The 20648-nt window shown below is 61.2% G+C and carries 16 protein-coding genes; 9 read left to right on the top strand and 7 right to left on the bottom strand.

Annotated elements, in window-relative coordinates; translation table 11 throughout:
• Positions 1 to 82 precede the first annotated feature (82 nt).
• The 6 genes from WA302_RS22040 to WA302_RS22015 all read right to left on the bottom strand — a co-directional run bounded on the left by WA302_RS22040 (position 83) and on the right by WA302_RS22015 (position 10504).
• Positions 83 to 1228 (bottom strand): mannitol-1-phosphate 5-dehydrogenase, encoded by a 1146-nt coding sequence (locus WA302_RS22040; protein ID WP_197828563.1) that lies wholly within the window; start codon positions 1226 to 1228, stop codon positions 83 to 85.
• Between the two features lie 58 nt (positions 1229 to 1286).
• Positions 1287 to 3206: a PTS mannitol transporter subunit IICBA gene (locus WA302_RS22035; protein WP_025304781.1), complete on the bottom strand. Its 1920-nt coding sequence runs from the start codon at positions 3204 to 3206 to the stop codon at positions 1287 to 1289.
• A gap of 542 nt (positions 3207 to 3748) precedes the next feature.
• Positions 3749 to 4468 carry a DUF3053 domain-containing protein gene (locus WA302_RS22030; RefSeq protein ID WP_025304780.1) on the bottom strand — a complete coding sequence of 240 codons (720 nt, stop codon included), beginning with the start codon at positions 4466 to 4468 and terminating at the stop codon, positions 3749 to 3751.
• Positions 4469 to 4787: 319 nt separating this feature from the next.
• A complete protein-coding gene (glyS, locus tag WA302_RS22025; RefSeq protein ID WP_049207117.1) occupies positions 4788 to 6857 on the bottom strand; it encodes a glycine--tRNA ligase subunit beta in 2070 nt (689 codons plus the stop codon).
• Between the two features lie 9 nt (positions 6858 to 6866).
• Positions 6867 to 7784 (bottom strand): glycine--tRNA ligase subunit alpha, encoded by a 918-nt coding sequence (gene glyQ / locus WA302_RS22020; RefSeq protein WP_043140757.1) that lies wholly within the window; start codon positions 7782 to 7784, stop codon positions 6867 to 6869.
• A gap of 731 nt (positions 7785 to 8515) precedes the next feature.
• Entirely contained in the window at positions 8516 to 10504 is a 1989-nt protein-coding gene (locus tag WA302_RS22015; protein ID WP_099816908.1) for an autotransporter outer membrane beta-barrel domain-containing protein, read from the bottom strand.
• A 196-nt stretch (positions 10505 to 10700) separates the two neighbouring features.
• Between WA302_RS22015 and WA302_RS22010 the strand changes: the two genes are divergently transcribed.
• From WA302_RS22010 to ghrB, 8 genes are all read left to right on the top strand, one after another.
• Complete coding sequence (locus WA302_RS22010; protein ID WP_025304776.1) at positions 10701 to 11267, top strand: DNA-3-methyladenine glycosylase I; 567 nt, start codon at positions 10701 to 10703, stop codon at positions 11265 to 11267.
• Positions 11264 to 11716 (top strand): N-acetyltransferase, encoded by a 453-nt coding sequence (locus tag WA302_RS22005; protein WP_025304775.1) that lies wholly within the window; start codon positions 11264 to 11266, stop codon positions 11714 to 11716. Before WA302_RS22010 ends, WA302_RS22005 begins: the two co-directional genes overlap by 4 nt.
• A gap of 246 nt (positions 11717 to 11962) precedes the next feature.
• Complete coding sequence (locus WA302_RS22000) at positions 11963 to 12625, top strand: OmpA family lipoprotein (RefSeq protein WP_016929583.1); 663 nt, start codon at positions 11963 to 11965, stop codon at positions 12623 to 12625.
• 124 nt (positions 12626 to 12749) lie between these two features.
• Positions 12750 to 13784: a LacI family DNA-binding transcriptional regulator gene (locus tag WA302_RS21995; RefSeq protein ID WP_025304774.1), complete on the top strand. Its 1035-nt coding sequence runs from the start codon at positions 12750 to 12752 to the stop codon at positions 13782 to 13784.
• A gap of 172 nt (positions 13785 to 13956) precedes the next feature.
• Positions 13957 to 14709, top strand: coding sequence for a sugar phosphate isomerase/epimerase family protein (locus tag WA302_RS21990; protein WP_025304773.1), 753 nt, complete (start codon positions 13957 to 13959; stop codon positions 14707 to 14709).
• A gap of 7 nt (positions 14710 to 14716) precedes the next feature.
• On the top strand, positions 14717 to 15682 hold the full coding sequence (locus tag WA302_RS21985) for a sugar kinase (RefSeq protein ID WP_261456769.1): 966 nt from the start codon (positions 14717 to 14719) through the stop codon (positions 15680 to 15682).
• Positions 15683 to 15822: 140 nt separating this feature from the next.
• The gene (locus WA302_RS21980) at positions 15823 to 17091 is read left to right on the top strand and encodes an MFS transporter (RefSeq protein ID WP_033639091.1); all 1269 of its coding nucleotides are present in this window, start codon (positions 15823 to 15825) and stop codon (positions 17089 to 17091) included.
• A gap of 73 nt (positions 17092 to 17164) precedes the next feature.
• Positions 17165 to 18142: a glyoxylate/hydroxypyruvate reductase GhrB gene (gene ghrB, locus WA302_RS21975; RefSeq protein WP_049204664.1), complete on the top strand. Its 978-nt coding sequence runs from the start codon at positions 17165 to 17167 to the stop codon at positions 18140 to 18142.
• A gap of 1 nt (position 18143) precedes the next feature.
• On the opposite strand, the gene WA302_RS21970 is transcribed toward ghrB, so the two are convergent.
• Positions 18144 to 18296, bottom strand: a complete 153-nt coding sequence (locus WA302_RS21970; RefSeq protein ID WP_162837931.1) for a hypothetical protein — start codon at positions 18294 to 18296, stop codon at positions 18144 to 18146.
• Between the two features lie 196 nt (positions 18297 to 18492).
• On the opposite strand from WA302_RS21970, the gene WA302_RS21965 reads away from it, so the two are divergent.
• The gene (locus WA302_RS21965) at positions 18493 to 20556 is read left to right on the top strand and encodes an alpha-amylase (RefSeq protein ID WP_167324695.1); all 2064 of its coding nucleotides are present in this window, start codon (positions 18493 to 18495) and stop codon (positions 20554 to 20556) included.
• Positions 20557 to 20648: the final 92 nt, after the last annotated feature.

Below are 20648 nucleotides of genomic sequence, written 5' to 3'. Positions count from 1 at the left end.
AAAGGCGTGGGGAGGGCCGTCGATGCCGAACTCGGGTTGCAGGAGCGCAGCAAGCTGCGCTCGGGTGTTCATCATCACGATTCTACTTGTGCATGGCGTTATACACAGCAACGGCCTCTTCTACAACCTCGCTTTCCGCCGGCAGGCCGGAAATTTGCGCCAGCGCGGCTTTCGGCCCGAGCGTGTTCAGCAGTTCCGCCAGTTCCTGCGCCTGCGGATCCTGTTCGCTGCGGTAGCTCATGGCGGCGGCGATGCCCTGGATCAGGTTGGCATGCGGCAGGCCGTATTCCAGCGTGCCCAGCAGCGGTTTGATCAGGCGATCGCCGGCGCTCAGTTTGCGCAGCGGTTGGCGCCCTACGCGCTCGACGTCGTCGTGCAGATACGGATTTTCAAAGCGGCCGAGGATTTTGTTGATGTAGGCGGCATGCTTGTCGGCGTCGAAGCCGTAACGCTTGATCAGCACCGCGCCGCTCTCTTCCATCGCCCCTTTCACCACGCGGCGGATCACTAGGTCGAGAATGGCGTCGCGAATGGTTTGCAGCCCGGTCTGTTGGCCGAGGTAGGCGGTGATGGCGTGACCGGTGTTGAGGGTGAACAGCTTGCGCTCGACGAACGCCATCAGGTTATCGGTCAACTCCATGCCGGCGATCGCCGGGGGCTGGCCTTTGAACTGGGTCTGATCGACGATCCATTCGCTGAAGGTTTCCACCGTCACTTCCAACGGGTCGTTGCTGTCCGCCGGCGGCACAATGCGATCGACCGCCGAATCGACGAAGCCGACATGCTGCTCAGCCCATGCCTGCTCATCCTGCGGCAGCGCGGCGAACACATGCTGTTTCAGCTGGCTGGTGCCGCGCACCATGTTCTCGCAGGCGATGATGTTCAGCGGTTGCACATTGCCCTGCTGATGACGCAGCACCAGCCCTTTGGCGATCGTGCCGGCGATTTTGGCGAGAATTTGCGGGCCAACGGCGGTGGTCACCAGATCCGCTTCGGCGATCAGCGCCACCGCCGCCTCACTGCCGCTGTTGACGGCGCTGACGTTGTTGACGCGCTCCACGCGTTCTTGCTCGCCCACCACGTGCACCGCGTAGCTTTTACGGCTGTTCAGCAGATCCAGCACCGTTTGATTGACGTCGGCGAAGGTCAGTTCAACCCCGGCGTCCGCCAGCAGCTTGCCGATAAAACCGCGGCCGATATTCCCTGCGCCAAAATGTAATGCTTTCATAACTCTACCTTCTTAATGTCGAAGGGTGCAGCAAGCTGCACCCTTTAAAATGATTCTGTTATCCAGCTTTTTTGCCGCCGAGCAGGTCCAGCACTTCCTGGACGCTGGTGGTATTCGCCAGCCGCTCAATCACGCTCTCGTCATCCAGCGCGTTGGTCAGGCTGGTGATCACCTGAATATGCTCGTTGTTGCGCGCGGCGATGCCGATCACCAGGCGAGCCACTTCATCCTCTTCATCGCCGAAGCGCACGCCCTGCGGGTACTGGCAGAACACCACGCCGGTGCGCAGCACCCGGTCTTTGGCCTCGATGGTGCCGTGCGGCACGGCGATCGACTCGCCCAGGTAGGTGGAGGTGAGCTTTTCGCGCTCCAGCATCGCCGGCACGTACTCCGCCTCGACGTAGCCGCCTTTCACCAGCTGCTCGCCGGCGAAACGGATCGCCTGCTCTTTGTCGCTAGCCTGCAGGTTGAGGAACACATTGCTTTCGCTCAGCTTGAACAGGTTCGGTTCCCCGGCTTCGAAGCTGTCGTCCAGCGCGCCCAGCACCTTCTGCTGGTTGTCGGTGGTTTTGTTGACCGCTACCAAACGGTCGACCAGATCGCTGTACAGCTTGCTGTCGAGGAAGTTGGTCAGCGAGATGTGCTGGGCCTGCGGCGCGTGGCGCATCGCGCGCTCGGTCAGATCGCGGTGCGTGATGACCAGATCCACATCGTCCGGCAGGCTGTTGATGGCGCTGTTAGTCACCGAGATGTTCTTCAGCCCGGCGTCCGCCACTTTCTTGCGCAACACCCCGGCGCCCATGGCGCTGGAACCCATGCCCGCATCGCAGGCGACGATGATTTTGCGCACGGTGCTCAGATCGCCGTCGACCGACGCTGGCGCCGCTGCGCCGCCTTTGGACTGCGATTTCATCTCTTGCATGCGGCGGGTCGCGGCTTCCAGATCGTCATCCTCTTTCACTTTGGAGGTTTTCAGCAGGAAAGCGGACACCACGAAGGAGACGGCAAAGGCTGCGCACACCGCCGCAATGTTGGCGAAGTAGGCGCCTTTCGGCGTCATCGCCAGCACCGCCAGGATCGAACCCGGGGAAGCTGGAGAAACCAGGCCGCCGTTCAGCATCGTCAGGGTGAATACGCCGGTCATGCCGCCCAGGATCACCGCCAGCAGCAGACGTGGATTCATCAGCACGTAAGGGAAGTAGATTTCGTGGATGCCGCCCAGGAAGTGAATGATCGCCGCACCGCCGGCGGATTGCTTGGCGCTGCCGCGGCCGAAGAACATGTAGGCCATCAGCACGCCCATGCCCGGGCCTGGGTTGGCTTCAATCAGGAAGAACACCGACTTGCCGGCTTCCGTGGCCTGCTGGATACCCAGCGGCGAGAAGATGCCGTGGTTGATGGCGTTGTTCAGGAACAGGATTTTCGCCGGTTCAACGAAGATGGACGCCAGTGGCAGCAGGTTGTTCTTCACCATCACGTGCACGCCCGCCGCCAGCAGCTTGGAGAGCACCTCCACCAGCGGCCCGATGCCCAGGAAGGCCAGGATCGCCAGCAGCATGCCGATGATGCCGGCGGAGAAGTTGTTCACCAGCATTTCAAAGCCGCTTTTGATCTTGCCGTCCACCCAGCGGTCGAAATGCTTGATAGCCCAGCCACCCAGCGGGCCGGCGATCATCGAGCCGAGGAACATCGGCATGTCGGCACCGACGATGACGCCCATGGTGGTGATGGCACCCACGACGCCGCCGCGATCGCCGCCCACCAGCCGCCCGCCGGTATAACCGATCAGCAGCGGCAGCAGGTAGGTGATCATCGGGCCGACCAGCTTGGCTAAGGTTTCATTCGGCAGCCAGCCGGTTGGAATGAATAGCGCGGTGATAATCCCCCAGGCGATAAAGGCGCCGATGTTGGGCATCACCATGTTGCTCAGGAAGCGGCCAAAGTTTTGCACTTTAACCTTGATGTCTGGTGAAAACATAAAACACACCCCTATTGTTACGCGCTGACAATAGAGCGCGTGATTATTGTTGTGACGATCCAGCCGTGTTGCCGCTGTATGCGAAACGGACTCTATCACGCTGTTTTTGTCACGCGAACTTCACGAATTTTTTGTGATACAAGTCACATACAACACCCCAACAAACCCTCATTTATAGTGATAAAGATCACATTTATGACGTGTAAAAAAAGCACAGTGAGAAAAAAGTCGCCACAAAACCCCCAATAAAGTGACTATGATCACATTTTTAAATTGGCGTTTTGTTTTTGAATTGTGACATTAGTCACAATTTATTTTTAGCTGCAGCGCCGATCGCAACGCTCTGTTTGATCTTCCCTGTGAGCACTCATCCCGCCGGGAACTAGCGAAGTGATGAATGAAAGAAAACTACATTGCCTAATGAATGGATTAATTGAAGTGTAGTACAGAAGCCTGCGCAATAAACCAGCAAGCTATTGGAAACGCTGAGGGGAAATAAAACAGGCCGGCAATGCCGGCCTGTTTCGCGCCTGGACGCGTTATTATTGCGTCACGCTTTGAATGGTCTTCTGCGCATTCATCAGGTTCTGCTGTTTGGCCACCAGATTCGACATCATGGTGTTGTACTGCGCCACCTGCTGCGCGGTACGGAACTGCACGCCGTTGTTGTTGAAGCTGACCTGATTTCCCTGGCTCTGCAGGAAATCGCCGACCTGCACCAGATCCTGCACAAAGCTGGCGGTGGTCGGGATCGCCGGCATCAAGGCGTTGGCCGGTGCGGTGACGATTTTGTCATAGGCCTGGTTGTACACCGCCTTCAGATCGTCAGGCTGTTTCAGCGCCGCGTGAGCAGTATCCGCCTGCGATTTGGCCGACTGGATCTGCTGGCCCAGCAGGTTCAACGCCCCGACCGATTGCTGCAGCGCATCGCGTTTGTTCAGATAGTCCTGCGCGGTGCGGATCTGGTTAATCTGATCCAACGCCGGGGTCAGGCTGGCGCCGACCGACTTGGACAGCTGCTGTGAAAAGCCGACCAAAATCGCGTAATCGCCGGCATAGTTGCCGAACTTCTGCTTCTGGTCTTCGCTCAGCGTGGGGATATTCGCCCCGCTGCGCATCACGGTATTCTGTAAGTAATCGATAAATGCTTTGCGCTGTTCCGGCTCTTTATCGCCGCAGGCGGTCAATTGCATGACCACCAACAATGCCAATACCGGTGCCAACCAACGCGCGAAACCTCTGCTCTGGATCCCTACCGCCATGTGACATAACTCCTGTTATAAACCTGCTTTTTCATTGGACTCCGCCCCTTTTTGCGCACTCCGTGCGCCTATAAGAATAGATCAACTGGCGGCGTTCCGATACGCGATTCCGTTTGCGGTGAACATTGTCTCGGCCGGAGGCGGTTGAACATCGTGCGCAAAACGCACTGAGGTTCATTGCCGTCGGCGACCGGACGCTTCAATTTCCCCAAGTCGCCCCCCAAGTCGCCCCCCAAGTCGCCAGGCGACCTTGCCTTCGCACCCAGGAAACGGAAATAAAAAAGGCGCCCGCAGGCGCCTTTTCACAGCACAGAGCCGTTTACTGCAGTACGGAGATATCCGCCACCTGCAGGAACAGTTCACGCAATTTGCTCAGCAGCGTCAGGCGGTTTACGCGCACTTCCGCATCGTCCGCCATTACCATCACGTTGTCGAAGAACGCATCCACCGGCTCACGCAGCGCGGCCAGTTCCACCAGCGCTTCCTGGTAGTTGCCCGCCGCGAAGTACGGCTGCAGCTTGTCGCGCAGCACCACCAGGTGAGTCGCCAGCTGGATCTCCGCCGCGTCCTTCAGCACCGAGGCGCGCACGCTGTCGTTCAGCGTTTCGGTAGACTTCGCCAGAATGTTGGAGACGCGTTTGTTGGCCGCAGCCAGCGCCGCCGCCTCGTCCAGCGTGCGGAAGTGGGATACCGCCTTGACGCGCGCGTCGAAGTCGGCCGGCTTGGTCGGACGGCGCGCCAACACCGCCTGAATGGTATCGACCGCGTGGCCTTCTTCCTGATACCAGGCGCGGAAGCGGCCCAGCATGAATTCCACCACCTCGTCGACTACCTTGGCATTGGTCAGCTTGCTGCCGTACAGGCGCACGGCCTCTTCGGTCAGTGTCTGCAGATCCAGCGGCAGGTTTTTCTCGACGATGATACGCAACACGCCCAGCGCGGCACGGCGCAGCGCAAACGGGTCTTTATCGCCCTTCGGATGCTGACCGATGCCGAAGATGCCGGCCAGGGTGTCCATCTTGTCGGCGATCGCCAGGGAACAGGCCACCAGCGACTGCGGCAGCGCATCGCCGGCGTAGCGCGGCTGATACTGCTCGTTCAGCGCAACGGCGACGTCTTCCGCCTCACCGTCGTGGCGCGCGTAGTGCATGCCCATCACGCCCTGGGTGTCGGTGAATTCGAACACCATGTTGGTCATCAGGTCGCACTTCGACAGCAGGCCCGCGCGGGTGGCGTGGTTGACGTCAGCGCCGATCTGGCCGGCAACCCAGCCCGCCAGCGCCTGAATGCGGTCGGTCTTGTCGCGCAGGGTGCCCAGCTGCTGTTGGAACAGCACGGTTTCCAGGCGCGGCAGGTTGTCTTCCAGACGCTTCTTGCGGTCGGTGTTGAAGAAGAACTCGGCGTCGGCCAGACGCGGACGCACCACCTTCTCGTTACCGGAGATGATCTGCTGCGGGTCTTTCGACTCGATGTTGGCTACGAAGATAAAGTTCGGCAGCAGTTTGCCCGCGGCGTCGTACACCGGGAAATACTTCTGGTCGCCCTTCATGGTGTACACCAGCGCTTCCGCCGGCACCGCCAGGAATTTCTCTTCGAATTTGGCGGTCAGCACCACCGGCCATTCCACCAGCGAAGCCACTTCTTCCAGCAGGCTTTCACTCAGATCGGCCTTGCCGCCAATCTTCTGCGCCGCCAGTTCGGCATCGCGCTTGATGAGGGCTTTACGCGCTTCGTAGTCGGCGACCACTTTGCCGCGCTCCAGCAGGATCTGCGGGTATTGGTCGGCATTGTCGAGGGTGAACTCGGCTTCGCCCATGAAGCGGTGGCCGCGCACGGTGCGCGCGGATTCGATGCCCAGCACGGTGCCTGGGATCAGATCGGCGCCCAGCAGCATCGTGACGGTGTGCACCGGACGCACGAACTGCACGTCGGAATCGCCCCAGCGCATCAGTTTCGGGATCGGCAGCTTGCCGAGCGCGGTGCTGACCATGCCGGCCAGCAGTTGTTGCGCCGACTGACCTTTGACGTGGGCGCGGTACATCAACCACTCGCCCTTGTCGGTCACCAGGCGTTCAGCCTGATCGACGGTGATGCCGCAGCCGCGCGCCCAGCCTTCGGCCGCTTTGCTCGGTTTACCTTCGGCGTCGAACGCCTGGGCGATCGCCGGGCCGCGTTTTTCAATTTCGCGATCGGCCTGTGCCGCGCTCAGGTTGGCCACTTTCAGCGCCAGGCGGCGCGGTGCGGCGAACCAGCTCACGTCACCGTGTTCCAGGCCGGCGTTGTCCAGCTCGGCGGTGAAGTTGGCGGCGAAAGATTCCGCCAGGGAACGAAGCGCCTTCGGCGGCAGCTCTTCCGTGCCGATTTCCACCAGGAAAGTCTGTTGAGTCATGGCTGCCTCTTAGTTCTCGTTCTTCTTGTTGCACATCGGGAAGCCCAGCGCTTCGCGGGAAGCGTAGTAGGCTTCGGCAACGGCTTTGGTCAGCGTGCGGATGCGCAGAATGTAGCGTTGACGCTCGGTCACCGAAATCGCCTTGCGCGCGTCCAGCAGGTTAAAGGTATGGCCCGCCTTCAGGATGCGTTCGTAGGCCGGCAGCGGCAGCGGTTTTTCCAGCGCCAGCAGCGATTGGGCTTCTTTCTCGTACTGCTCGAAGCAGGAGAACAGGAAGTCGACGTCGGCGTATTCGAAGTTGTAGGTGGATTGCTCCACTTCGTTCTGGTGGAACACGTCGCCGTAGGTGGTGACACCCAGCGGGCCGTTGCTCCACACCAGATCGTATACGCTGTCCACGCCCTGGATGTACATCGCCAGACGCTCCAGACCATAGGTGATCTCGCCGGTTACCGGCTTGCACTCCAGGCCGCCGACCTGCTGGAAGTAGGTGAACTGCGTCACTTCCATGCCGTTCAGCCACACTTCCCAACCCAGGCCCCAGGCGCCGAGCGTCGGGTTTTCCCAGTTGTCTTCCACGAAGCGAATGTCGTGGATGGTCGGATCCAGACCCAGCTCTTTCAGCGAGCCCAGGTAGAGTTCCTGAATGTTGTCCGGCGATGGCTTAATCACCACCTGGAACTGGTAGTAGTGCTGCAGACGGTTCGGGTTTTCGCCGTAGCGGCCGTCGGTCGGGCGACGGGATGGCTGCACATAGGCGGTCGCCATCGGCTCCGGCCCCAGTGCGCGCAGGCACGTCATCGGGTGTGAGGTTCCCGCGCCGACTTCCATGTCCAATGGTTGAACGATGGTGCAGCCCTGGCGCGCCCAATAATCCTGCAGTGTCAGGATCAGGCCCTGGAAGGTCTTGGTATCAAACTTTTGCATGTTGAATTCGCACGCGATACAAGTGGATTTAGATGGAATGCGCCAGTATACCCTTTGACCGTAAGATATACAGCCAGAATCCGGCAACAAGTGCGAATCGGGGTGAGAAGCGCTGGATTTTCACGCGGCGGGCACCGAGGGAAGGACAACGCGCCGGCCGGTCGCCTCGCCGTTCAGAAAGACACACCCGGCAAAAACATTAGAGTATCTAAACAAAAATATCACTCATCGCCGTTTAAATAGTCAATTAGCTGAACGCTATTTCTCCCCTCGCCGGTCAAATTCAGGCTGATTTCCGTGCGTGTATCTTTATATTTGCCACGAGATAAAGTTGCGACAATGTTATTTTTGTTAATTTTATCAACTAAAAAACTCCCCTCATCGAGAGATAATGTGATCAAGTGCCAGATTATTTCTTATTATCGTGAACAATAAGGCGATATCACGCGGCGTGCCGACGGTCGGGGCATGGGAGGAACGGCCAGGGATGAAAGACGGCGCTAACGGGCCACAGAAACAAATTGACAGTTAATCTTTGGTTATACAATAATAAATAAAATTTTCCCTGGTGTTGGCCAAGTGGCTACCTGATCCTTTCATAGGATCAGTTTTTTTTTGTATTTCCGCCAACGTCATTGCGGCCCGCATAATTCCCCCCAGGCCGCCTTCCTCATAAATCCCTTATCAGACCTTATGACTATCCTGCGCCCTTGAGCGCGCCGATGGCCAATTCAAAAACGTGCGCTGACGCCGACGTTATACATAAACTGCTCGCCGCTGCTCAGCCCGCCGGTTTGCGAAACGGTGGCGAAGGCCGATACCCTGTCCGTCAACGGCATGTTGGCCCCCAGCGTGACATCCACCCAGTTTTTGTCCTGGCCCGCACTGTCGCGGGTAAACGAGGTTTGCGTCGATTTCAGGCCGCCGCCGGCGCGGTAGACGTCATCGCCGAACTGATGCTGATAACTCACTTCCGCATAGGGGTTAAACACGCCGAATTGCGTATCCAGCCGCCAGCCCAACGCGCCGATCTGCGAGTGATAGGTTTGATCGTTGAAGCGCATGGCGGTGCTGTCATCGCCATCTTCGCTGTAGCCGGAAACGCGGCTGTAGTCCCAGGCGAACTGCGCCACCGGCCCGGTGGTCAGGTAAGAGGCGATCGGGAAGTCATAGCCGGCGGTCACGCGCGCGCCCCACTGCTTGCCGGTGGTCGACCCGGTTTCGGTACGCGTCAGCGGCCCCAGCCGCATGCTGCGGCGGATGTCGTCATAATCCATCCTCGCATAGTGCAGATCGGCGTTGACCCAACCGTGCTCGAACAGCGCCAGCGAACTGAAGGCTGACAGCAGCAGCCCACGCGCCTTGTAATCAAAACGGCTGGAAGGATGCTGATCGTCGTTGGAACCGGCGATCAACGCACCGATCAACCAGCTGTCGGTCAGTTGATAGTCCACGCCGACGGTCAGGTTGTGGGTGGTGGCGTTGCCGTCCCCCGCCGCCCGATTATCGGCATAGTCGTAGTGCTGGCCGGCGTAGCCGCCGAACACGCCCAGCGAGCCCTGCGGGTTGTCGCCGTTGCGCAGCTGCTGGAAACGGCTGTCGAGCGTGGCGCGGCTGTCACGCGCCATCGCCGCCGTCGCCTGATTCAGCGCCACCACCTGCGCCGGGCCATCCAACACCGCCTGAATATAATCCGTAATCAGCAGGTGCGCCTGCGGGCTGGGGTGGAAATGGTCGGAGAACAGATAGGACTGGCCAGCGTCGAAGCCGGGCATGTCGGAACGGCAAACCGCCGAGGAAACGCCCGCCGGGCAAGCCATGCCGGCCGTGTTGGCGAAGCCGAACTGCGCCGGATTGGCGATCGCTTCGGCGAACAGCTTGTTGACGTCCACCCGCACGATATTGCCGCCCCCCTGCGCCAGCAGACGGTCTTCACTTTGATTATAGAAATCGGTCAGCTGAGCGGCCTGCGCGCTCAGGCTGTCATACGCCGCGATAAGCTGCGCGGCGATCGCCTGCTGCACCTGAGGAATGGCACTGCCCTGCTTCGCCGCGGCGGCCAACGCCGCGTGGATCGCCTGCGTGCGCGAAGCGTTGTCCGGGGTAGCCACCGAATTAAGCGTGGCATAGGCCGCCTGGATCGCCGCCCCCTGTACCGGCGGCAGCGCCTGCTGAATGATCAGTTCCATCAGCTGCGGCGTGGAGCCGATGTTCGGCACCGTCGGCACGATCACCGTGCCGGCACCGGCGTTCAGCAGCGAATGCACCTGCGCGGCGGCGGCCGCGGCACTGTTATAGGCCACGCCGGGCGCGGTAGCGGCATTCAGCGCCGCCGCCGCCAAATCGTTACCGCCGATCCAGTGAATATACAAACCGTCGCCATCGGCCTGGCCGTTAACCCGATTCAGGTAGCGCTGCACCTGATCCTGGGTGTTGTCGACCGGGTTCAGGCCCGGCACCGCCACGGCGCCGCCGGCGGCGTAGTTTTCACCGCCGTTGTCCGAGGCCACCAGCGCCGCGCCGATGCGTTGCGCCAACGCTTCGTCGTACAGCAGGTGCTGACTGCCGTCATAGGTGAACCGGCCGTTGTTGCCGGTATCGCTCAGGCTATCGCCAAAGACGTACAGTTGATCGTACGCCTGAGCCGGAAGGGTCATACTGCAAAGCAACGCCACTGCAAGCGCCGCCGGGCGGGGCATGCACGTTATTTTTAGAGGCATGAATCGACTCCTGAGAGCCTGCAAATGAAGGCAATGTCGTTTTTATCGTTGGCCGGTTTTCCACCGGCCATGTAGTAACTATTGTCGGCTTTTTCACCACGTCAAGCGGGCTGATGACAAAACAATCAGAGGCTTGCCAAGTTCGGCGCTTCGAGCGATGATTACTGTTCATAAACACAGCATAAGGACAGTCAGGATGGCAGACGAACGTTGCGGTTGGGTGACGGCCGATCCGTTGTATCTCGAGTATCACGACAAGGAATGGGGCGCGCCCACCACCGACGCGCGCGAGCTGTTTGAAATGCTGTGCCTGGAGGGGCAGCAGGCCGGCCTTTCCTGGATCACCGTCCTGAAAAAGCGCGAGAATTACCGGCGTGCTTTCCATGGTTTCGATCCGCAGCGGGTCGCCGCCATGACCGAGCAGGACGTGGAAAACCTGCTGCAGGACAGCGGCATCATCCGCCACCGCGGCAAGATAGAAGCCATCATCACCAACGCCAAAGCCTATCTGGCGATGGAGGCGTCCGGCGAGAATTTCGTTACCTTCATCTGGGACTTCGTCGGCGGCCGGCCGCAGCTCAACCGCTGGCAGGCGCTGAGCCAGGTGCCGGCTAAAACCGAGCAGTCCGACGCCATGTCCAAAGCGTTGAAAAAGCGCGGCTTCAAGTTTATCGGCTCCACGATCTGTTACGCCTTCATGCAGGCCAGCGGGCTGGTGAACGATCATCTCACGGGGTGCATGTGCTACCCAAAGCCACGGTGATCCGCCCCTGTGGCCCAGAGGATATCGAACGGCTGATGGCGCTGTGGCTGCCCAGCACCATCGCCGCCCATCCGTTCGTGGCGGAAAAATACTGGCATGAGAGCGCCGCACTGGTGCGGGAAAACTACCTGCCGCGCGCGCAAAGCTGGGCCTGCTGGCATAACGACGAGATCGTCGGCTTTATCAGCGTGCTGGACGAGCAGTTCATCGGCGCGCTGTTCGTCGATCGGGCGTATCACGGCCGCGGCGTCGCCCAGGCGCTGATGACACACGTGCAGCAGCGCTACCGCCGGCTCAGCCTGGAGGTGTATCAGCAGAACCTGCGAGCCTGCGCGTTCTACCACAAGCACGGTTTTCAGGTGACGCAACGCCTGTTTAACGACGAAACCCAGGCCTATACGCTGATCATGAGCTGGCCGGCAATCGAGAATTCAACCGGTTACGGTTAAAAAAGGCGCATTCGCGCCCTGGCGGCGCGCAATTAGGAATCCGCTGCATAGCGCCGCCCGGCGTTTTATCGCATAACTCCCCCAGCACTTACCCGCGCTCATCATTTGTCACGTTTTTCTCCGGAACTGCCGGTGAGCCAACGCGTCATAGTAGCGCGGTGATGCGGGCCCCACCTGCGTCGCCTACTTTTTGCGCCCCCGTGTTGGGCCGGCGCGTACAGAATTGATGCCATTAAGGACAAGAACATGAAAAAACGCATTGCAATTATTGCCGGCGCAGTGAGCGTCGCGCTCACGCTGTCGGCCTGTACCACCAACCCTTACACCGGCGAATCCGAAGTCGGTAAATCCGGCATCGGCGCGGGCCTCGGTGCCGCACTGGGCGCCGGCGTCGGCGTGCTGTCCTCTTCCAAGAAAGATCGCGGCAAGGGCGCGCTGATCGGCGCAGCGGCCGGTGCAGCCCTCGGCGGCGGCGCAGGCTATTACATGGACGTGCAGGAAGCCAAACTGCGCGACAAGATGAAAGGTACCGGCGTCAGCGTCACCCGCCAGGGCGACAACATCGTGCTGAACATGCCGAATAATGTGACCTTCGACAGCAGCAGCGCCACGCTCAAACCGGCGGGCGCCAACACCCTGACCGGCGTCGCCATGGTGCTGAAAGAGTATCCGAAAACCGCGGTCAACGTGGTCGGCTACACCGACAGCACCGGCTCCCGCTCGCTCAACATGAACCTGTCGCAGCAGCGCGCCGACGGCGTAGCCAGCGCGCTGATCACCCAGGGCGTGGCGGCGAACCGTATCCGCACCACCGGTGCCGGCCCGGACAACCCGATCGCCTCCAACAGCACCGCGGAAGGCAAGGCGCAAAACCGCCGCGTCGAGATCACCCTCAGCCCGCTGCAGTAATCCCGTGCGGGGCGCCACCGGTGCCCCGCCGCTTCCTCCCGACTTTCTCCTTATCCTTCAATATTCCCGCTCGCACATCGGGTATGGTAGTCTCCTTGGCAATTAACCGCAGGAGGGATCGGCTGTGAGCACAGGCAAGGCAACGCGCACCTCAGGACGCGCCACCATCAGCGATGTGGCCAGCATCGCCAAAACCGGCAAGACCAGCGTGTCGCGCTATCTGAATGGTGAACAGCACCTGCTTTCCGACGATCTCAAACAGCGCATCGAACAGGCTATCCAGCAGCTCGACTACCGGCCAAGCCAGATGGCGCGCAGCCTGAAGGGCGGCCAGACCCGCCTGATCGGCCTGATCCTCGCCGATATCACCAACCCCTATTCGGTGGACGTGATGCGCGGCATCGAGGCCGCCTGCCGTCAACACGGTTTTACCCTGCTGGTGTGTAACACCAACAACGAAGTCAATCAGGAACAGCACTACCTGCAGCTGCTCAGCAGTTACCGGGTAGAAGGCATCGTGGTCAACGCGGTCGGCATGCGCGAGGAAGCATTATCCACGCTGCAACAGTCGATGCTGCCGATGGTGCTGATCGATCGAAAAATCCCCGACTTCGCCTGCGACGTGGTGGGTCTGAACAACCGCGAAGCCGCCACCGTCGCCACCGAACACCTGCTGCAACAAGGTTTCGAAGCGATCCTGTTCCTCAGCGAGCCGCTCGGTACGGTCAATACCCGTCTCGAACGCCTGCACGCTTTCAGACATACCATGGCGCAGCACCCCGCGCTGTTGGCGGAGCAGGCCGAAACGCCGCTCAACGATCGGCAGAAGCTGGAGCAGGTGCTGAGCGATTTCAGCGGCCGTCATCGCGGCATGCGCAAGGCGGTGATCTCCGCCAACGGCGCCCTGACGCTGCAGGTGGCGCGCGCCATGCGCCGGCTCGGCATCCAGTGGGGCAACGACATCGGCCTGCTGGGCTTCGACGAGCTGGAGTGGGCGGAACTGGCGGGCGTCGGCATCACCACGCTGAAACAACCCACCTACCAAATGGGACACGCGGCGCTGGAGCGGCTGGTGCAGCGCATTCAGGGCCTGGCCACCCCCAGCGGCGAGCAGATGTTCTCCGGCGAGCTGATCGTCCGCGGCTCCACCACCCGCTAATCCACCTTCTCCGGGGCCGTTGACCGCCCCGCCTCTATCTGAGTCGGCTGTTTTTTGCTCAGCTTCGTGATTGCGATCATATTTTTACACTCTGTCGCTTTTCGCTGGAACCGGTTCCATTTAACGTACCGGTAACAGCAGCGGCGGCGACAATGCCGCCTCAGGAGTCAAAATGAAAACAGAAATCATCGTGGTCACCGGCGCCTACGGCACCGATACCGTCAAACAACACGGCGGCCAGCGCGCGCTGTTGCCCATCATCGCCGGCGCGGGCGCCGACGGAGTGGAGATCCGCCGCGAACTGTTCACCGCCGGTGAACTGGACAGCCTGCCGGCGCTGGCGCAAGAGATCGATCGCCAGCAGCTGTTCGCCGTCTATTCCGCCCCTGAGGCGCTGTTCACACCGCAACATACGCTGAACCCCAACCTGTCGGCGCTGCTGGCGGAAGCGCAGGCGCTGAACGCGCGCCAGCTGAAGCTCTCCCTCGGCCATTTCCGCCCCGGCTTTGATTTTACCGAGTTGAAAGTGGCGCTGGAGCAACACCCGGTCAAGCTGGTGGTCGAGAACGACCAAACGCCGGACTGCGGCATTTTGTCGATGCTGAACGCCTTTTTCCACGCCGCGGAAGATAGCCACCTGCCGGTCAGCATGACCTTCGATATGGCCAACTGGCTGTGGGTGGGGCAAGACGCCTTCGCCGCCGCCGAACGCCTGGCCCGCCACGTCGGTTACGTGCACGTCAAAGCCGCCACCCAAGGCCCGCGCGGCTGGCGCGCCATCGCGCTGGACGAGACCGACGGCAGCTGGCGCGACCTGTTGGCCCGTCTGCCGCACGATGCGCCGCGCGGTATCGAATTCCCGTTGCAGGGCGATGACCTGGAAGCCGTCACCCGCCATTACGTCAATATCTTGCGTGCGGAGTAACCCCATGATGACAACGTTAACGGCAACGACGGCGCAGCAGGCGCCCCTGGATGTGGTCACGCTGGGTGAAGCCATGGCGATGTTCGTGGCGGCACAAACCGGCGATCTGGCGGAGGTGGAAACCTTCACCAAACGCATCGCCGGCGCCGAACTGAACGTGGCGATCGGCCTGGCGCGTCTGGGTATGAACGTCGGCTGGGTCAGCCGCGTCGGCAACGATTCGTTCGGGCGCTTCACCCTGCAGCAGTTGAAAAAAGAAGGCATCAATTACCGGCAGGTGACGGTCGACGGCCACTACCCCACCGGTTTTCAGGTGAAATCCAAAACCACCGATGGTACCGATCCCAGTGTGGAGTATTTCCGCAAGGGCTCGGCGGCCAGCCAGCTGTCGATTGCCGATTTCAACCGCGAGTATTTCGGTTCCGCGCGCCACCTGCACCTGAGCGGCGTGGCGGCGGCGCTGTCCAGCGAGTCGCTGGCGCTGTGCCACCATGCGGCGCGCGAGATGCGTGCCATGGGTAAAACCATTTCGTTCGATCCCAATCTGCGCCCGGTGCTGTGGCCCAGCCGCGAGGTGATGATCGAGCAGCTGAACCAGCTGGCGTTCGCCGCCGACTGGGTTCTGCCGGGGTTGAAAGAGGGACAGATCCTCACCGGCCAGTCGACGCCGGAAGGCATCGCCGATTTCTATCTGGAGCGCGGCGTGCAGGCGGTGATCATCAAAACCGGCCCGGACGGCGCCTGGTTTAAAACCGCCGCCGGCGATAAAGCGGCAGTGGCCGCGGTCAAGGTCGACAACGTAGTGGATACCGTCGGCGCCGGTGACGGCTTTGCCGTCGGCACCCTCAGCGCCCTGCTGGAAGGCAAAACGCTAATACAGGCGGTGCAGCGCGGCAACAAAATCGGCTCGCTGGCGATCCAGGCCATCGGCGACAGCGAAGGCCTGCCGACCCGTGCGGCGCTGGCCGAATAACAATAAAAAAAACGACTTCTCCGCATGACGTCAGCCTCTGGCCCTACAACCGGGACGCGTCGGGAGAGCATCTGCCCCTTCGTCTTTCACGCCCAGCGTGCCGGGCGAAGGGGATGCAACACCACTGAAGGATACTGAACATGAACAAAGCGACTGTCGCGGCCAAACGCTGGTGGTACATCATGCCCATCGTGTTTATCACCTACAGCCTGGCCTATCTCGATCGCGCCAACTTCAGCTTCGCCTCTGCCGCCGGTATCAATGAAGATCTCGGCATCACCAAAGGCATGGCCTCGCTGCTGGGCGCGCTGTTTTTCCTCGGTTATTTCTTCTTCCAAATTCCCGGCGCTATCTACGCCGAACGTCGCAGCGTCAAAAAACTGATCTTCTGGTGCCTGATCCTGTGGGGCGGCTGCGCCTCGTTGACCGGCGTGGTCAGCAATATCCCGATGCTGGCCGCCATCCGCTTTATCCTGGGTGTGGTGGAAGCGGCGGTGATGCCGGCGATGCTGATCTACATCAGCAACTGGTTCACCAAATCGGAGCGGTCACGCGCCAATACTTTCCTGATCCTCGGCAACCCGGTGACGGTGCTGTGGATGTCGGTGGTGTCCGGTTACCTGATCCACGCCTTCGGCTGGCGTGAAATGTTCATCATCGAGGGCATTCCGGCGGTTATCTGGGCGTTCTGCTGGTGGGTGCTGGCGAAAGACAAACCGGCGCAGGCCGGCTGGCTGAGCGCCGATGAGAAACAGGCGCTGCAGCAGCAGCTGGACGAAGAGCAAAAAGGCATCAAGGCCGTGCGCAACTACGGCGAAGCCTTCCGCTCACGCAACGTGATCCTGCTGTGCGTGCAGTACTTCGCCTGGAGCATCGGCGTGTACGGCTTCGTGCTGTGGCTGCCTTCCATCCTGCGCAGCGGCATGCAGATGGGCATGGTGGAAGCCGGCTGGCTGTCGGCGGTGCCTTACCTGGCGGCAACCATCGCCATGATCGTGGTCTCCTGGGCGTCGGACAAAATGCAAAACCGCAAGCTGTTCGTCTGGCCGCTGCTGCTGATCGGCGCGCTGGCGTTCTTCGGTTCTTACGCCGTCGGCGCCAACCACTTCTGGATCTCCTACGGCCTGCTGGTGGTCGCCGGCGCCGCGATGTACGCCCCCTACGGGCCGTTCTTCGCCATCATTCCGGAAATGCTGCCGAAAAACGTTGCCGGGGGCGCCATGGCGCTGATCAACAGCATGGGCGCGCTGGGTTCGTTCTTCGGTTCGTGGTTCGTCGGCTATCTGAATGGCGCCACCGGCAGCCCGGCGGCTTCCTACATGTTCATGGCCATCGCACTGGTGGTGGCGGTGGTGCTGACGCTGATCGTCAAGCCCGCCCGCAACGAGATCCAGCCGCAATTGGCTTGATCCAGTTATACTTTTTATCTGTTAACCCAACCGGGGGGGCACCATGCCCCCTTTGGCCCAGCTGGAGTTCGTGATGAAGCCTTCTATCGTATTGTACAAAAGCCTGCCCGCCGATCTGCTTGAACGTCTGGAACAGCACTTCACCGTGCACGCCTTCAACGGCCTGCAGCCGGAGAACCGCGACGAACTGCGCCAGGCGTTGCAGCAGGCCGAAGGGATCATCGGTTCCGGCGGTAAAATTGACGAAGCCTTCCTGCAGCAGGCGCCCAAACTGCGCGCGGCCTCGACCGTTTCCGTCGGCTACGACAACTTCGACGTCGAGGCGCTCAACGCCCATAACGTGCTGTTGATGCACACCCCGACGGTGTTGACCGAAACCGTCGCCGACACCATCATGAGCCTGGTGCTGGCGACCGCGCGCCGGGTGGTGGAAGTGGCGGAGCGGGTGAAGGCCGGCGAATGGCGCGGCAGCATCGGGCCGGACTGGTTCGGCGTCGACGTGCACCACAAAACCATCGGCATCCTCGGCATGGGCCGCATCGGCCTGGCGCTGGCGCAGCGCGCGCACTTCGGCTTCGGCATGCCGGTGCTCTACAACGCCCGCCGCACGCACGAAGAGGCGGAGCAACGCTTCAACGCCCGTCGCTGCGATCTGGATACCCTGCTGGCCGAGTCGGATTTCGTTTGCATCACGCTGCCGCTGACCGAACAAACCTTCCACATGATCGGCCGCGAACAGCTGGCGAAAATGAAGAAAAGCGGCATTCTGATCAACGCCGGCCGCGGGCCGGTAGTGGATGAGCAGGCGCTGATCGAAGCGCTGCAAAACGGCGTGATCCACGCCGCCGGGTTGGATGTGTTCGAGAAAGAGCCGCTGCCGGCCAACTCGCCGCTGCTCAGCATGCCGAACGTGGTGGCGTTGCCGCACATCGGCTCCGCCACCCATGAAACGCGCTACGGCATGGCCGCCTGCGCGGTGGATAATTTGATCGCCGCGTTGACCGGCACGGTGAAAGAAAACTGCGTCAACCCGCAGCTGTTGCGGAAATAACTCAGCGCGGCCGGTGGTCTGAGGATAACCGGCCGTGTTGCTCTTCCTGCTGCGGCGCGAACAGCGCCTGCAGCTGATGTTCTTCGGCGAAGTGCTGCAATTCGGCATCCTGAATTGCCTGAACGATCTCTTCTCGCCAGTTTTTGTCCGTCATCGCTAACCTCCTTTGATGTTCACCGTTTAATCTGCCGCAGCGCGCGCACAAAGCCAAGCCGAATCAATCCGAAAACGCTCCGCCCTTCCTCTCCTCCTCGAAAAACCCTCGCAGGGAGGAGGCCATTTTTCCGTCGTTTGCCACACTGGGCGCTACCCTGCGAGAAAAACGCTTCCTGCCGCGCGTAAGGAGAGCCATGAAACTATTACCCCTGCCCTTATTGATGCTGCTGTCGCCTTCGGCGCTGGCCAGCTGGACACTGCCGGGTTTCCCGGCCTTCGACGAAACGGCCGCCGGGCTGTTCACCAGCCAGGCCACGCTGCCCAAAGGCCAGCTGCCGCTGCGCCTGTATCAGGATAACCGCTGCTGGCAACCGGCGGAGGCGGTAAAACTTAACCAGACGCTGTCGCTGCACCCGTGCGACGCCAACCCGCCGGTCAGCTGGCGGCAGTTCCGCGCCGGCGACTATCAGGTGCGCGTCGATACGCGCAGCGGCACGCCGACGCTGCAGCTCAGCCTGAGCAGCGCGCCGGAAAGCGCCGCCGTTGCCGTCCGCAGCTGCCCGCGCTGGGACGGTAAGCCGGTCACGGTCGACGTCACCTCCACCTTCACCGAAGGCGAAACGCTGCGCGATTTCTATTCCGGCCAAACGGCGCAGGTGAGCCAGGGAAAAATCACGCTGCAGCCCGCCCCCGCCAGCGGCGGCCTGTTGCTGCTGGAATCCGCCGCCACGGCGAAACCGGCGGCGTTCAGCTGGCATAACGCCACGGTCTACTTCGTGCTGACCGATCGCTTTGAGAACGGCAATCCGGCCAATGACCACAGCTACGGGCGCCGCAGCGACGGCCTGCAGGAAATAGGCACCTTTCACGGCGGCGATCTGGCCGGCCTGACGCAGAAGCTGGATTATCTGCAGCAGCTCGGCGTCAACACCTTGTGGATCAGCTCGCCGCTGGAGCAGATCCACGGCTGGGTCGGCGGCGGCACCCAAGGTGATTTCCCGCATTACGCCTATCACGGCTATTACGCGCTGGACTGGACTCGCCTCGACGCCAACATGGGCACCGAACAGGAGCTGCGCACGCTGGTCGAGCAGGCGCATCGCCGCGGCATTCGCATTCTGTTCGACGTGGTGGTGAACCACGTCGGCTACGCCACGCTGGCGGATATGCAGACGTTCCACTTCGGCTCGCTGTATCTGCAAGGCGCAGAGGTGGAGAAAACCCTGGGGAAAAACTGGAGCGACTGGCGCCCCGGGCCAGGGCAAAACTGGCACAGCTTCAACGACTACATCAACTTCAGCGACAAGGCGGGCTGGCGCCCATGGTGGGGGAAAAATTGGATCCGCACCGACATCGGCGACTATGACGCGCCGGGCTATGACGATCTGACGATGTCACTGGCCTTCCTGCCGGATATCAAAACCGAAGCGCCCGGCGCCAGCGGCCTGCCGCTGTTCTATCGCCACAAACCCGACACCGCCGCGCGCGACATGCCCGGCGCCACCACCCGCGATTACCTGACCGTCTGGCTCAGCCAGTGGGTGCGCGATTACGGCATCGACGGTTTTCGCGTCGATACCGCCAAGCACGTGGAAAAACCGACGCTGGCGCTGTTGAAACAGCGCGCCACGGCGGCATTGGCGGCATGGAAAGCGGAGCATCCGCAGCAGGCGTTGGATGATGCGCCGTTTTGGATGACTGGCGAGGCCTGGGGCCACGGGGTGATGAAAAGCGACTATTACCAAAACGGCTTCGACGCGATGATCAACTTCGATTTCCAGGACCAGGCGTCGCAGGCGCTGGGCTGCTTTGCTGACATCGATGCCACCTACCGGCAGATGGCCGAGCGGCTGCAGGATTTCAACGTGCTGAGCTATCTCTCTTCACACGACACCCGGCTGTTCTTCGCCAGCGACGCCAAAGGCTCGCTGCCTCGCCAACAGCGGGCGGCGAACCTGCTGTTGCTGGCGCCGGGCGCGGTGCAGATTTACTACGGCGATGAAAGCGGCCGCCCGCTCGGCCCAACCGGTTCCGATCCGCTGCAGGGTACCCGCTCCGACATGAACTGGCGTGAGCTGCAGGGAGAAAAAGCCCCGCTGCTGGCCCACTGGCAACGGTTAGGGCAGTTCCGCGCTCGCCATCCGGCGATCGGCGGCGGCGTGCAAACCCCGCAGCCGCATGCCGCCTACTATGCCTTCAGCCGTCGGCTCGGCGACGATAAGGTGATGGTGGTATGGGCCGGCGAACGGTCACAATAATCCAGCGCAATATGCTGCTAATCGGCCAATGAGCGAAGTTTTTGCCCATTGGCCGATTTGTCGGCCGCATTGCAGCGGGATTTGTCTGGCGG

The organism is Serratia sp. 201 (assembly GCF_037027545.1).
In the GTDB taxonomy this organism is placed as follows: domain Bacteria; phylum Pseudomonadota; class Gammaproteobacteria; order Enterobacterales; family Enterobacteriaceae; genus Serratia; species Serratia bockelmannii.
Note: the sequence above shows the minus strand (reverse complement) of the source record. Positions and strands in the feature narration are given on the sequence as shown.

What these genes read in the sequence shown, in the direction of transcription:
- WA302_RS21990 (WP_025304773.1), top strand. Translation starts at nt 13,957, where the DNA reads ATGAAAACAGAAATCATCGTGGTCACCGGCGCCTACGGCACCGATACC.
- WA302_RS22015 (WP_099816908.1), bottom strand. Translation starts at nt 10,504, where the DNA reads ATGCCTCTAAAAATAACGTGCATGCCCCGCCCGGCGGCGCTTGCAGTG.
- WA302_RS21965 (WP_167324695.1), top strand. Translation starts at nt 18,493, where the DNA reads ATGAAACTATTACCCCTGCCCTTATTGATGCTGCTGTCGCCTTCGGCG.
- glyQ (WP_043140757.1), bottom strand. Translation starts at nt 7,784, where the DNA reads ATGCAAAAGTTTGATACCAAGACCTTCCAGGGCCTGATCCTGACACTG.
- WA302_RS22000 (WP_016929583.1), top strand. Translation starts at nt 11,963, where the DNA reads ATGAAAAAACGCATTGCAATTATTGCCGGCGCAGTGAGCGTCGCGCTC.
- WA302_RS22035 (WP_025304781.1), bottom strand. Translation starts at nt 3,206, where the DNA reads ATGTTTTCACCAGACATCAAGGTTAAAGTGCAAAACTTTGGCCGCTTC.
- WA302_RS22040 (WP_197828563.1), bottom strand. Translation starts at nt 1,228, where the DNA reads ATGAAAGCATTACATTTTGGCGCAGGGAATATCGGCCGCGGTTTTATC.
- WA302_RS22030 (WP_025304780.1), bottom strand. Translation starts at nt 4,468, where the DNA reads ATGGCGGTAGGGATCCAGAGCAGAGGTTTCGCGCGTTGGTTGGCACCG.
- ghrB (WP_049204664.1), top strand. Translation starts at nt 17,165, where the DNA reads ATGAAGCCTTCTATCGTATTGTACAAAAGCCTGCCCGCCGATCTGCTT.
- WA302_RS21980 (WP_033639091.1), top strand. Translation starts at nt 15,823, where the DNA reads ATGAACAAAGCGACTGTCGCGGCCAAACGCTGGTGGTACATCATGCCC.
- glyS (WP_049207117.1), bottom strand. Translation starts at nt 6,857, where the DNA reads ATGACTCAACAGACTTTCCTGGTGGAAATCGGCACGGAAGAGCTGCCG.
- WA302_RS21985 (WP_261456769.1), top strand. Translation starts at nt 14,717, where the DNA reads ATGACAACGTTAACGGCAACGACGGCGCAGCAGGCGCCCCTGGATGTG.
- WA302_RS22010 (WP_025304776.1), top strand. Translation starts at nt 10,701, where the DNA reads ATGGCAGACGAACGTTGCGGTTGGGTGACGGCCGATCCGTTGTATCTC.
- WA302_RS21970 (WP_162837931.1), bottom strand. Translation starts at nt 18,296, where the DNA reads ATGACGGACAAAAACTGGCGAGAAGAGATCGTTCAGGCAATTCAGGAT.